This is a genomic window from Kribbella sp. NPDC050281, from assembly GCF_040655855.1.
Taxonomy (GTDB): Bacteria; Actinomycetota; Actinomycetes; order Propionibacteriales; family Kribbellaceae; genus Kribbella.
The window spans coordinates 103,842-115,769 of the sequence record NZ_JBFAKS010000001.1; the positions used below are offsets into that span (position 1 = coordinate 103,842).

Here is an 11,928-nt window from a genome sequence, read left to right on the forward strand (position 1 = left end):
TTCACCGGGTGCAATCGGACGCGGCATGCGCTCAGGCTTTCGAGCAGGCCAGAACCGCCGTAGCCGAGGAGTGTGTCCCGATGAAGACAGTCCCGCGATCGAGCCGCCATCCCGTTGACGAGGTGCTGCCTGCCGGCAAGCTCGCCGTGTACGGCGCTCAGCACGTGCTCGCCTTCTACGCCGGCGCGGTGATCGTACCCATCCTCCTGGCCAACTCGATCGGCCTCAGCACCCAGCAGCTGATCCACCTGATCAACGCCGACCTGTTCACCTGCGGCATCGCCTCGATCATCCAGTCCGTCGGATTCTGGAAGGTCGGAGTCCGGCTGCCGCTGCTGCAGGGCGTGACGTTCACCGCGGTGTCGCCGATGATCGCGATCGGCCTGGCCGCCGGCGGCGGGACCGACGGCCTGCTGGTCATCTACGGCGCGGTGCTCGTCGCCGGTCTCGCCACCTTCTTCATCGCGCCCTTCTTCAGCCGGCTGATCCGGTTCTTCCCACCGGTCGTGACGGGTTCGGTGATCACGATCATCGGCCTGGCACTGCTGCCGGTGGCCGCCGGGGACGCGGTCGGCGGCGCGGGGGCGACGGCCGATCCGACCAGCGGCAAGAACCTGGCCTACGCGCTCGGAACGCTCGGCCTGATCGTGCTGATCCAGCGGGTCTTCAAGGGGTTCATGGCCACGGTCGCCGTCCTGGCCGGCCTGGTGGTCGGGACTCTGGTCGCGTGGGCCTTCGGCGACGCACATTTCAGCGCGGTCGGCGACGCGGCCTGGGTCGGGGTCACCCAGCCGTTCTACTTCGGCTGGCCGAAGTTCTCGATCGCGGCGATCATCTCGATGGTCGTTGTCATGCTGATCACCGCGGTGGAGACGACGGGTGATGTCTTCGCGACCGGTGAGATCGTCGAGAAGCGGATCGGCAAGGACGACATCGCCCGCGCGTTGCGGGCCGACGGCCTGGCCACCACGATCGGCGGCGTCTTCAACTCCTTTCCCTACACCTGCTTCGCCGAGAACGTCGGGCTGGTCCGGCTGACCCGGATCCGCAGCCGCTGGGTGGTCGCGGCGGCCGGCGGGATCATGATTCTGCTCGGACTGCTGCCGAAGGCCGGTGCGATCGTGGCCGGGATCCCGCACCCTGTGCTGGGTGGCGCGGCGCTGGCGATGTTCGCCACCGTGGCCGTGGTCGGCTTCCAGACCCTGGCCAAGGTCGACTTCCACGACCACCGCAATGTGGTCATCGTGGCGACCAGCGTCGGCCTGGCCATGTACGTCACCGCGCAGCCCCAGGTCGCCCAGGCGGTGCCGGGCTGGGCCGAGATCATCTTCGGCAGCGGCATCACGCTCGGCAGCCTGACCGCGATCGGCCTGAACATCCTCTTCCACCACGTCGGCAAGGACTACGGTCCCGCGGTCGCCGGGCAGCCGGGTGACACGGTCCGGCTGGACCAGGTCAACAAGATCAGCCGCGAGGAGTTCGTGGAGACCTTCGGGGGTCTGTTCCAGGGCCCGCGCTGGGCGGTCGAGCGGGCCTGGGACATGCGCCCCTTCGCCGACACCCACGCACTGCGTCGTTCCTTCCAGGAGGCCCTGTTCTCCGGTTCGCACGAGGAGCAGCGGCAACTGATCGAGGCCTACCCGCAGCTCGGCTCGCAGTTCGTCGCGGACGGCCTCAGCGGCGAGGCGTCGCTGCGGGACCAGTCGGACAAGGGCCTGACCTTCCTGGCCGATCCGGAGCGTGACGAACTGGCCACGATCACCGAGGCGTACCGCGAGCGGTTCGGCTTCCCGCTGGTCATCTCGGTCCGGGACGCGGACTCCTTCCACCGGATCATCGAGCAGGGCCGGGACCGGCTGGACAACTGCGAGAACCAGGAGCACGCCGCGGCGCTGCTCGAGATCGCGAAGATCGCCGGGTACCGGTTCGACGACTTCCTCTCCGACGCCAATCCGATCCATAGTGCAAGGACACGCTGGAGCAGCAACAGATGACGACGACAACGCAGGCGCTGCGCGCGCCTTCGATCAAGGTCAACGGGGCGGACACCGCGATCGGCGACGTCCCGGTCCACACCACTGCGCTGGACTGGCTGCGCGACCGTGGCCTCACCGGCGCCAAGGAAGGCTGTGCGGAAGGCGAGTGCGGGGCGTGCTCCGTGCTCGTCGCCCGGCCCGGGACGGATGCGCCGACCGATTGGACCGCGGTGAACGCGTGTCTGCTCCCGATCGCGTCCCTGGACGGCCAGGAGGTCATCACCTCCGAGGGTCTGGGATCGCCCGAGACCCTGCACCCGGTACAGCGGGAGCTCGCTGTACGCGGTGGGTCACAGTGTGGCTACTGCACCCCGGGTTTCGTCTGCAGCATGGCCGCCGAGTTCTACCGCTCCACCCGTACGACGTCCAACGGGCACTGCGATCACGAGCACGGTCCGAACGGGTTCGATCTGCACTCGCTGAGTGGGAACCTGTGCCGGTGCACCGGCTACCGCCCGATCCGGGACGCGGCGTACGCGCTGGGTGATCCGTCGGCGGACGACGCGCTAGCCACCCGGCGGTACGCTCCACCGCCCGCGCCGGCGACGACGCGGATGGAACAAGGCGATGCGGAGTTCGTCCGGCCGGCCGGGCTGGACGACGTACTCCAACTGCTGGCCGATCGGCCCGATGCGCGGATCGTTGCCGGGTCGACCGATCTCGGCGTCGAGGTGAACCTGCGCGGGCTACGCGACCCGCTCGTCGTCGCGATCGACCGCCTGACGGAGTTGCGGGAGTTCGAGTTCGGGCGCGACGAGGTCCGGATCGGGGCGGCGCTGACGTTGAGCGAGATCGAGCGGATGCTGGCCGGCCGGGTGCCCTTGCTGGCCGAGATGTTCCCGCAGTTCGCGTCGCGGTTGATTCGGAACGGCGCGACGATCGGCGGCAACCTGGGGACCGGCTCGCCGATCGGTGACACCCCGCCGGCCTTGCTCGCGCTCGACGCGTCGCTCGTGCTGGCGTCTCACCGCGGCGAGCGCGTCGTACCGCTGGCGGACTACTTCACCGGCTACCGGCAGACGCTGAAGGCGCCGGACGAGCTGATCAAGACCGTGGTCCTTCCGCTGCCGCTCGCACCGCTGACTGCCTTCCACAAGATCGCCAAGCGGCGCTTCGACGACATCTCGAGCGTTGCCGTCGGGTACGCCGTCGACGTGGTGGACGGTGTGGTCCGCGAGGCCCGGATCGGGCTGGGCGGGGTCGCCGCCACGCCGCTGCGCGCCCGGGCGACCGAGGCGGCGCTGATCGGCAAGCCGTGGACCGAGCACACCGTGCGCGAGGCCGCCGCGGTCATGGCCGCCGAAGGCACTCCGATGGACGATCACCGCGCGAGTTCGTCGTACCGCTCGGCGATGCTCGGCCAGTCGTTGCTTCGCTTCCACGCCGAGGAGGTGCCCGCATGAGTTCGCTGTCCGAGCGGCCGCCGGTGGCAGTCGTCGGCGTACCGATGCCGCACGAGAGTGCCGCCTTGCACGTCACCGGTCACGCCCTCTACACGGACGACCTGGTCCAACGGACGCGCGACGTACTGCATGCGTATCCGGTGCAGTCGCCGCACACCCACGCTCGCGTCACGACGCTCCGGGTGAAGCCGGCGTACGACGTACCTGGCGTGGTGCGGGTGCTGACAGCGGAGGACGTACCGGGGGTGAACGACGCCGGCGTGAAACATGACGAGCCGTTGTTCCCGTCCGAGGTGATGTTCCACGGGCACGCGATCTGCTGGGTGCTCGCCGAGACGCTGGAGGCGGCGCGGCTGGGGGCTGCCGCGGTGGAGGTCGAGTACGAGCCACTCGAATCGCTGGTGACGGTTCGAGAGGCGATCGCGGCCGGGAGCTTCCAGGGCACCGGGCGTCATCTGGAGCGTGGTGACGCCGAGGGTGCACTGGCCGACGCGGCGCATGTGTTCGAGGGTGAGTTCGAGTTCGCCGGGCAGGAGCACTTCTACCTGGAGACCCACGCGGCGCTGGCCCACGTCGACGAGGGCGGGCAGATCTTCGTCCAGAGCAGTACGCAGCACCCGTCGGAGACCCAGGAGATCGTGGCCCACGTACTCGGACTGGCCAGCCACGCGGTGACTGTGCAGTGCCTGCGGATGGGCGGGGGCTTCGGCGGCAAGGAGATGCAGCCGCACGGGTTCGCCGCGATCGCGGCACTCGGCTCGACGCTGACCGGGCGGCCGGTGCGGCTGCGGCTCAACCGGACGCAGGACGTGACGATGTCCGGCAAACGCCACGGCTTCCACAGCAGGTGGAAGGCCGGCTTCGACGACGAAGGGCACCTGGTCGCGCTGGACGCGACTCTCACCTCTGACGGTGGCTGGAGCCTCGACCTCTCCGAGCCCGTGCTCGCGCGGGCGATGTGCCACATCGACAACGCCTACTGGATCCCCAACGTTCGGGTCGACGGTCAGATCGCCAAGACGAACAAGACCTCGCAGACGGCGTTCCGGGGCTTCGGTGGACCGCAGGGAATGCTGGTCGTCGAGGACATCCTCGGCCGGTGCGCACCACTTCTCGGGTACGACGCGATGGAGTTGCGGCACCGCAATCTCTACAAGCTGGGCGACAGTACGCCGTACGGTCAGCCGGTCCGGCACGCGGATCGCCTGGAGGCTTGCTGGAGCCAGGTGTCCGCGGGTGGTGACGTGGTCGGCCGGAAGGCGGAGATCGAGCAGTTCAACGCGACGCATCCGCACAAGAAGCGCGCGCTGGCGATGACTCCGGTGAAGTTCGGCATCTCGTTCAACCTCACCGCGTTCAACCAGGCCGGCGCGTTGGTGCACGTCTACAAGGACGGCTCGGTGCTGATCAACCATGGCGGCACCGAGATGGGCCAAGGCCTGCACACCAAGATGCTGCAGGTCGCCGCGACGACGCTCGGCGTACCGCTCGCGCGCGTCCGGCTGGCGCCGACCCGCACGGACAAGGTGCCCAACACGTCCGCCACCGCGGCCAGCTCCGGCGCCGACCTGAACGGCGCCGCGATCAAGAACGCGTGCGAGCAGATCCGCGAGCGCCTCGAGCAGGTCGCGGGCAGCCGGCTAGGCATCAGCCCGCACGACGTGCGGATCAGCGACGGCGTCGTCCGCGGGCTGTCCGAGGGCGAGGATCTGCGCTGGGAGGACGTCGTCAAAGCGGCGTACCACCAGCGGGTCCAATTGTGGGCGGCCGGCTTCTACCGGACCGAGGGCCTGCACTGGGACGCCAACGCGATGCGCGGCGAGCCGTTCAAGTACTTCGCGTACGGCGTCGCCGCCGCGGAGGTCGAGGTGGACGGGTTCAGCGGTGCGTACACGCTCCGCCAGGTCGACATCGTGCACGACGTCGGTGACAGTCTCAGTCCACTGATCGACCTGGGTCAGATCGAGGGCGGATTCGTGCAGGGCGCCGGCTGGCTGACGCTCGAGGACCTGCGCTGGGACGAGAGCAACGGCCCGAACCGCGGCCGGCTCGCTACCCAGGCGGCCAGCACGTACAAGCTGCCGAGCTTCTCGGAGATGCCTGAGGTGTTCAACGTCCGGCTGCTCGAGAAGGCACACGAGGACGGCGCGGTGTACGGATCGAAGGCGGTCGGTGAGCCGCCGCTGATGCTCGCCTTCTCGGTCCGGGAGGCGCTGCGGCAGGCCGCGGCGGCGTTCGGCCCGGCTGGGACAAGCGTGGATCTGGCGTCGCCGGCGACACCTGAGGCGGTGTACTGGGCACTCGACCGGGCTCGGTCGAGCGTGCTCACGGCGAGTGGGGTGTGAGTGAGATGGAGTGGGTGAAGGCGGTTCAGTACCTGCGCTCGCAGCGTCGTGCGGGCGTCTTGGTGACGGTGATGTCGGTGCGCGGGCACGCGCCGCGAGAGGCCGGCGCCAAGATGGTGGTTGCCTCGGACAACGTCTGGGCGACGGTTGGCGGTGGCAACCTGGAGGCGGTCGCGATCGAGCGGTCGCGGGCCTTGCTCGCCGAAGGCACGACGACGCCGGAGATCCTCGACGTGGCCTTGTCGGACAAAGCGCCGTACCAGCATGGGGTGCAGTGTTGTGGGGGTGAGGTGAAGTTGTTGCTCGAGCCGTTGCCGGTGGTTCCGTCCGTGGCGATCTTCGGAGTGGGGCACGTGGGGCTCGAGCTCGCGCGGATCCTCGCCCGGCACGACATCGAACTGCATCTCATCGACTCGCGGCCGGATCAGCTCGAGGCCGAACGGCTGCAGGTGCTCGACGATGCGGTAGCCAACGTCCACGTACATCAGGTGCCGGTGTTGCCGGAGCTCGTGGTGGCTGAGCTGCCGCCGGGGACACACGCGCTGGTGATGACACACGACCACGCGGAGGACGCAGCATTGTGTGACGCCGCGCTGCGGAACGAGCAGCTTGCGACGATCGGGCTGATCGGATCGACGGCGAAGTGGGCCCGCTTCCGCCGCAAGCTCGCCGAGGACGGCAACCCGGCCGAAGCGATCGACCGGATCGTCACCCCGATCGGTCTGCCGGACCTGCCCGGCAAGGAACCGGCCACCATCGCGGTCAGCGTGGCGGCCTGGCTGCTCCAACTGTTCGTTGCCGAGCGCAACCCGGCGCCGGTTCACCGTGAGGCGAAGGCATGACGATCTTCCGAGGCACGTTCCTCGACACCCCGGACAACCCGTTCACCGGTGGCGATCTGCGGGTCGACACCGACGCCGGCGTCCTGGTCACGGACGGAACGATCGTTGCCCGCGGCACCTTCGCGGACGTACGCCGGGCGCACCCGGCCGAGCCGGTCGTCGACCTGACCGGCGGCCTGGTGCTGCCGGGGTTCGTGGACACGCATGTGCACTTCCCGCAGATTCGTGCCGTCGGCGGGCTGGGGTTGCCGTTGCTCGAATGGCTGGACAAGTACGCGTTGCCGGAAGAGGCGCGGATGGCTGACGCGTCGTACGCGGCCGGGGTCGCGTCCGAGTTCGTCCGCGGACTGGCTGCGGCGGGAACGACGACTGCGCTCGTGTTCGGGGCGCATTACGCCGATGCCGTCGACGCGTTGTTCAGCGCGGCGTCCGAGGTGGGGTTGCGGGTGACGAGCGGGTTGGTGGTGAGCGATCGGCTGCTGCGGCCGGAGCTGCATACGACACCTGATCGGGCGTACCACGAGTCGCTGGCGCTGGCCGAGCGGTGGCATGGAGTCGGGCGGAATCGGTACGCCGTGACGCCGCGGTTCTCGTTGTCGTGCACGGACGAGCTGCTTGCGGTGTGTCACGACGTACTCGAAGAGGTGCCTGGCGCGCTGTTCACGTCGCATCTGAACGAGAACGAGGCGGAGATCGCGGCAGTGTCCGAGCTGTTCGGTGGGTGCGACTACGTGACGACGTACGACCGGCATGGGTTGGTCGATCGGCGCAGCGTGCTTGCTCACAACGTGCATCCGACGGACGTGGAGCTCAAGCTGCTCGCCAACGCTGGTGCTTCGGTGGCGCATTGTCCGACCAGCAATGCTGCGCTGGGGAGTGGATTGTTCCCGCTGACTCGGCATCTCCAGCACGGGGTCCGCGTTGCAGTGGGGTCGGATGTCGGCGCTGGTACTGGCTTCTCGCTGCTGAAGGAGGGATTGCAGGCGTACTTCGCTCAGCAGCTCCAGGCCGAGGACGGTCATCCGCTGTCGGCGGCGCACCTTCTGCACCTGGTCACCACGGCTGGTGCGGATGCCCTCGGTCTCAGCTCCGAGGTCGGCGATCTGTCCGTCGGCAAGCGCTTCGACGCGCAACTGCTGCGGCCGGCCGAAGGTTCACCATTGGCGGTCAGCATCGCCCACGCCGACGACCCCGAGGAAGCCCTGGCCCGGACCTTCACCCTCGGCACCCCCGCCGACGTCCGAGCCGTCTGGATCAATGGCGACCTCCTCCACACCTGACCGCCCGAACACCGCGGCCCCAACCACTCACCAGGTGGTTGGGGCCGCGGTGTTTCTCAGCCGGCTTTGGCGACGAGGGCCTGTTGGACTGCTGTGACCCGGGTTGCGAGGTGCTCTTCGTCGAGGGTGACCACGGTGTCGTGTTCTACGACGGGGGCGCCGTTGACCAGCAGGAGTTCCAGCGGGGGCGGGGTGCCTAGGACCAGTGCAGCCACGGGGTCGGCAATGCCGGCATGGGCGAGGGTATCGAGGCGCCACACGGCCAAGTCGGCCAGCTTGCCGGTCTCCAACGACCCGATCTCGTTCTCGCGCCCCAGCACACGTGCTCCACCAACCGTCGCCAACTCCAGCGCGGCGCGTACGTCGATCGCCCGCGGACCACCGCGAGCACGCGCGAAGAGCAACGCGTGCCGCAGCTCCTCCGCCAGGCTGCCGGCTTCGTTGCTCGCGGCACCATCCACCCCCAGGCCAACCGGCACGCCAGCCGCCCGCAGATCGGCAACCCGCGCGATCCCGGCCCCCAACCGCGCATTCGAGCTCGGACAGTGCGCGACGCCCGTCGCCGTCTCACCCAGCCGCTTGATCTCTGCGTCGTCGAAATGAATCCCGTGCGCGAACCACACATCCGAGCCGGTCCACCCGAGGTCGGCGGCGTACTCCAGCGGCGTACATCCGAACTTCTGCTGGCACCACTCAACCTCGTCGAGAGTCTCGGCCAGATGCGTGTGCAGCCGGACACCCTTCCGCCGCGCCAACTCCGCCGCCTCGCGCATGAGCTCGGCGGTCACGCTGAACGGCGAACACGGCGCAACCACCATCCGCAGCATCGACTCCGGCGCCGGATCATGCCACCGATCGATCGCGGCCTCGGTAGCGATCAGGATCTCCTCCCGATCCTCGACCACCGAGTCCGGCGGCAACCCACCGTCCTTCTGACCAAGGTCCATCGACCCCCGCGAGGGATGGAACCGCAGCCCGATCTCCTGCGCAGCAAGGATTTCCGCCCCGAGCAGATCCCCACCCTCCCGCGGGAACACGTAGTGGTGATCCGCTGCCGTCGTGCACCCTGTCCGCGCCAGTCGCGCCAGCGCGGCCTGCGCACCCACACGGACGGCGTCCTCGTCGATCCCCGCCCACACCGGGTACAGCGTCGTCAGCCAGCCGAACAACGTCGCATCGGCCGCCAGCCCGCGAGTGACCCACTGGTACAGGTGCTGGTGCGTGTTCACGAACCCCGGCGTGACGAGACACCCCCGCCCGTCGATCACCCGCGCCCCGTCGTACGCCGGCGCCGGTCCCGCCCCGACCGCCACCAGCTTGTTGCCCTCGACAACAACATGTCCGGTGGCGAACTCCCGCCGCTCCCGGTCCACCGTCACCACGGCGGCCCCGTCCACCACGATCGTCGCTGCGCTCATCAACCCGCTCCTCACCAAGATTGACCTCAGTCAACCCCGCCACCCGGAGACGGGTAACCCACAGCGAGCACGAACCGGAGCAGGCGAAACCCCTGCAGATTGGAGCTTTCTCCAACCTGCAGGGGCAGTCGTCAGCAGAAGCCGGGTACGGCGTGCCAGGCGGAGCCGGCCTCGGACGCGTCGTCGCGGACGACGGTCGCCTCGATCAGCCCGTACGGCCGGTCGGCGGCGATGAACACCTCGTTGGGGTTCTCCACCCCGAACGGGCTCAGATCCACCAGGAAGTGGTGCTTGTTGGGCGCCGAGAACTTGATCTCGGCCACCTCCGGGTGCTGCTGCAGAACCGCTTCACCCATGCCATACAGCGTCTGCTGCAGCGCGAGACTGTGGATCCGCGCGAACTGCTCCAGCAGCAGCGCCTTGATCTGGTCGTACGACTTGTCCCAGTCGACGTCGGTGTGGTCGTACCGCCACCGCGCCACCAGCGACGTGGCGAGGATCCGGTCGTCGGTCTCGGGCAGCGTCGTGTACTTGTCCTTGAGGAAGCCGTGGAACTCCGAGCCGGTGGACTTCAGCAAGGTCAGGTCCTGCACGCCGGAGACGACGTACGTCTTCCGCTCGTCACCGCGGCCCTCGACGTTCACGATCGTCGTCCGTACGCCGCTGCCGGCGCGGACGAAGGAGTGGTCGTGGGGCTCGCCGTCGACGCTGATCCGCTCCCACGGGTACTCCTCGATCGCGATCCGGGCGCCGTCGGCGGCCGGGGCTGCCTCGAGGAAGTGCGCGCCGAGCGTGAGGGCGAAGTCCTCGATCGCGCCGATGCCCTTCTCCTTGGCGAACGCGAACGCGGTGTTCTTCTGCGTGTCGGTCGGCAGCACGTCACGCTGGTCGCCGCTGGTGTGCGCGTCCTCGAACCGGCCGCGCAGCGCGGACGACACGTTCAGGTCGCGGATCTGGTGGCGGGGCGTGTCGCGGTAGATCCGGACCACGCGGCTCTCGGCCTTGCCGTACTGGTTCGCACCCAGGTGGATGGCCATCGGGATCAACTCCCTCGGTAGGTGGAAAAGGCGAACGGACTGAGCAGCAGCGGAACGTGGTGGTGCCGCTCGTCGGTGATCGTGAACGTCACGGTGACCTCGGGAAAGAAGATGTCCTGGCCGGACGCGTCCGCATACGCGGCCACATCGAACCAGAGCCGGTACGTCCCGGGCTCGAGCCCCGTCCCCAGTCGGGCGACGCGCCCGTCGTCGTCGGTCGTGGCCGACTCGAGGACGATGGTCTCTTCGGCCTTGACCCGGGACAGCTGGACCGGCACCCCGCGCGCGGGAAGCCCGAGCCCGGTGTCGAGGACGTGCGTGCTGACGCTGCTCATGCCTGGACCTCCAGCACCTTGCTGAGCCGGAGCAGAGCGATCTTCCGCAGTTCGTCCCGTACGACGGCGGCTTCGGTGACGTCGTCGTGGTCGAGGCGCCGGCGCAGGCTGCTGAGCATCTGCTCTGCCGACAGACCGGTCGCGCAGATCAGGAAGACCCGGCCGAACCGCTGCTCGTACTCGCGATTCCCGTCGGCGAGCGCCGAGCGCAGGTCAGGATCCTCGCCGACCCCGGACTGCTCCTTGCGCGACCACGCCGCCTCCGTGCCGGCCCCGGACGGCCGGTCGCCGATCCGCGGGTGGGCGGCCAGCGCCCGGTCGACCTCGGCGTCGTCGAGCTCCCGGAGCAACTGGTCCGCGACCGCGGTCAGCGCCGTGACCTCGCCGTACGGGCGTTTGGCGACGATGCCGTCGACCCAGCGCGGTACGTCGCAGCAGGCCGACAGCTCGGGGCGCAGCCGGCCGGCGGGCGCGGAGTTGAACTCCTGCAGGTCCACGGATCACACCTTCTCGAATCCCGAAACTTACTTTCCGTATGACGAAAGCCTGACATGCACCTCGCCTGTCGTCAACAGTTTGTTGAAGTTTGGCTGGGCGGGCAAGAGGTCAGGCCTGATCGCGGGCCCGGTTCAGGTAGTTGTAGACGGTGAACCGGGTGACGCCGAGCGCCTCGGCCACGATCTCGGCCGACTTCCGGAACTCGAACGCCCCCCGCTCCTCCAGCCGCAGGACCGCCTGTTGCTTGTCGGTCCGCGACAACTCGCGCAACGGCCGGCCGAATTCCTCGGCAACCTCCGCGAGCAGCGTGTTCACGCCCCCCTCCGGTTTACGAGACAGACGCACGGCGACCACCGGCTCGCCGTCCCACAGCAACGGCACGTCGTCCGGCTGAGCGTCTCCCGGTGACACCAGCTCGGCGTTCAGTCGCTCGACCAACGGCGTGATCGCGACGATGAGCGGATGCGGTTCCTTGTCAACCATCGCGCCGTACCTGGAGCGTCACCTGGCTGGCGCCGCTGGCGAAGGCGGCCTCCAGGACGCCGGTCAGCGTGGGCAGCAGGAGTTCCTGTTCGCCGCGCACGAGCGTGCCCAACGGCCCGAAGTCGCACTCCAGGCCGGCCTCCTCCGCGACGCGCAGCGCCTCGGTGGCGTGCGCGGGCGGCTGCCCTTCGACATCGAAGGGTTCCGTGGTGAACTCCGCAACCAGTCGCATGCCGCGAGGCTAGCGACCA

General features: G+C 68.9%; 11 protein-coding genes. 5 read left to right on the forward strand and 6 right to left on the reverse strand.

What is annotated here, in order from left to right; all coding sequences use genetic code 11:
* The first annotated feature begins 80 nt into the window (after positions 1–80).
* From uraD (AB0I34_RS00555) to guaD, 5 genes are read left to right on the forward strand one after another with little or no spacing between them, the layout of a single operon-like run.
* The gene (gene uraD / locus AB0I34_RS00555; RefSeq protein ID WP_360437034.1) at positions 81–1,994 is read left to right on the forward strand and encodes a 2-oxo-4-hydroxy-4-carboxy-5-ureidoimidazoline decarboxylase; all 1,914 of its coding nucleotides are present in this window, start codon (positions 81–83) and stop codon (positions 1,992–1,994) included.
* Positions 1,991–3,439 (forward strand): FAD binding domain-containing protein, encoded by a 1,449-nt coding sequence (locus tag AB0I34_RS00560; protein WP_360437037.1) that lies wholly within the window; start codon positions 1,991–1,993, stop codon positions 3,437–3,439. Before uraD (AB0I34_RS00555) ends, AB0I34_RS00560 begins: the two co-directional genes overlap by 4 nt.
* Complete coding sequence (gene xdhB, locus AB0I34_RS00565) at positions 3,436–5,784, forward strand: xanthine dehydrogenase molybdopterin binding subunit (RefSeq protein ID WP_360437040.1); 2,349 nt, start codon at positions 3,436–3,438, stop codon at positions 5,782–5,784. The genes AB0I34_RS00560 and xdhB overlap by 4 nt, the downstream gene beginning before the upstream one ends.
* Positions 5,785–5,789: 5 nt before the next feature.
* The gene (xdhC, locus tag AB0I34_RS00570; RefSeq protein ID WP_360438113.1) at positions 5,790–6,626 is read left to right on the forward strand and encodes a xanthine dehydrogenase accessory protein XdhC; all 837 of its coding nucleotides are present in this window, start codon (positions 5,790–5,792) and stop codon (positions 6,624–6,626) included.
* Positions 6,623–7,906: a guanine deaminase gene (gene guaD, locus AB0I34_RS00575; protein WP_360437043.1), complete on the forward strand. Its 1,284-nt coding sequence runs from the start codon at positions 6,623–6,625 to the stop codon at positions 7,904–7,906. The genes xdhC and guaD overlap by 4 nt, the downstream gene beginning before the upstream one ends.
* A 56-nt stretch (positions 7,907–7,962) precedes the next feature.
* Here the strand turns inward: guaD and AB0I34_RS00580 are convergent, their stop codons facing one another.
* From AB0I34_RS00580 to AB0I34_RS00605, 6 genes are all read right to left on the reverse strand, one after another.
* Complete coding sequence (locus tag AB0I34_RS00580) at positions 7,963–9,324, reverse strand: 8-oxoguanine deaminase (RefSeq protein WP_360437046.1); 1,362 nt, start codon at positions 9,322–9,324, stop codon at positions 7,963–7,965.
* A 131-nt stretch (positions 9,325–9,455) separates the two neighbouring features.
* The gene (pucL, locus tag AB0I34_RS00585) at positions 9,456–10,361 is read right to left on the reverse strand and encodes a factor-independent urate hydroxylase (protein WP_360437048.1); all 906 of its coding nucleotides are present in this window, start codon (positions 10,359–10,361) and stop codon (positions 9,456–9,458) included.
* A gap of 5 nt (positions 10,362–10,366) precedes the next feature.
* Positions 10,367–10,696: a hydroxyisourate hydrolase gene (gene uraH / locus AB0I34_RS00590; RefSeq protein ID WP_360437051.1), complete on the reverse strand. Its 330-nt coding sequence runs from the start codon at positions 10,694–10,696 to the stop codon at positions 10,367–10,369.
* Positions 10,693–11,193, reverse strand: a complete 501-nt coding sequence (uraD, locus tag AB0I34_RS00595; protein ID WP_360437054.1) for a 2-oxo-4-hydroxy-4-carboxy-5-ureidoimidazoline decarboxylase — start codon at positions 11,191–11,193, stop codon at positions 10,693–10,695. Before uraD (AB0I34_RS00595) ends, uraH begins: the two co-directional genes overlap by 4 nt.
* Positions 11,194–11,302: 109 nt before the next feature.
* The gene (locus AB0I34_RS00600) at positions 11,303–11,677 is read right to left on the reverse strand and encodes a helix-turn-helix domain-containing protein (RefSeq protein ID WP_360437056.1); all 375 of its coding nucleotides are present in this window, start codon (positions 11,675–11,677) and stop codon (positions 11,303–11,305) included.
* On the reverse strand, positions 11,670–11,909 hold the full coding sequence (locus tag AB0I34_RS00605) for a thiamine-binding protein (protein ID WP_360437059.1): 240 nt from the start codon (positions 11,907–11,909) through the stop codon (positions 11,670–11,672). The genes AB0I34_RS00600 and AB0I34_RS00605 overlap by 8 nt, the downstream gene beginning before the upstream one ends.
* Between the last annotated feature and the right edge of the window lie 19 nt (positions 11,910–11,928).